The sequence below is a fragment of the Oleiphilus sp. HI0125 genome, from assembly GCF_001635355.1.
The window spans coordinates 1-870 of sequence record NZ_LWGF01001052.1; the positions used below are offsets into that span (position 1 = coordinate 1).

Below are 870 nucleotides of genomic sequence, written 5' to 3' on the forward strand. Positions count from 1 at the left end.
AGTTTAGAGTTAACGGACGTCGACCGCGCGGCGCTGAAGGCGTGCATAGAAAGTCTTGAATGTGACAAAGTGCTTGTGACACATGGTACAGACACGATGGTCGACAGTGCTCAGGCGCTTGGTGATATGCCTGGAAAAACGATTGTTTTTACGGGAGCTATGCGTCCAGCACGTTTTCTTGATAGCGATGGTCTCTTTAACGTTGGTGTGGCGTTAGGTGCGCTACAAAGCAAGGAAAGCGGTATTTTCATCGCAATGACGGGCCAAGTATTTACGCCTGATGTGGTGAAAAAGAATCGCGCAGCGCAACGTTTTGAAAGTACGAGTGAATAATAAAGCTGTTTGCCCGTCTTGCGGTAACGAAAACAAATGCGGTATGGCTGCGCTGGACGCGGAATCGAATCTTTTGCAAGTGAGATGTTGGTGCCTACCTGAAGGTGGTTTTGATTTGGATTCAGTGAACGCTGAGTCAGTGTCGGGTGCTCAGCACTTGTCTTGTTATTGCAACCAGTGCTTAAAAGATAAGAAAGTTGTTGAAGGCAATAGTGTAATCACCGAATAAGGTCGGTACACTGCGTCTACAATCAAGAAGGGAGGTTCAGGGAAATGAAAGTGCTTATTGGCGTTGCCATAGCAGGCGCAGTTGGCGCACTGTTACGTTTCGGTGTCACTCTTCTTGTCGGCCAGCGTTTTTTCCCTTGGGCGACTCTTTCCGTCAATGTGGTTGGGTCGTTTTTGATGGGAGTCGCTTATGTTGCGATTGTCGAAAAAGCTATTATTCACCCAGACTTGAAACCTGTCATTATGGCGGGAGGCCTTGGTGCTTTCACGACCTTTTCCGCGTTCTCTCTAGAGGTGTGGGCTTTCATT

3 protein-coding genes are annotated in these 870 nt (G+C 48.0%); all 3 read left to right on the forward strand.

What is annotated here, in order from left to right; genetic code table 11:
• Nucleotides 1-333 (forward strand): asparaginase domain-containing protein (locus tag A3762_RS18005; RefSeq protein WP_068756961.1); only part of this gene is annotated, 333 nt, incomplete at its 5' end.
• Entirely contained in the window at nt 326-562 is a 237-nt protein-coding gene (locus A3762_RS18010; RefSeq protein ID WP_255375051.1) for a cysteine-rich CWC family protein, read from the forward strand. The genes A3762_RS18005 and A3762_RS18010, both read left to right, overlap by 8 nt.
• A gap of 44 nt (nt 563-606) precedes the next feature.
• The coding region (locus A3762_RS18015; RefSeq protein WP_068756963.1) for a CrcB family protein at nt 607-870 on the forward strand (264 nt) is incomplete at its 3' end.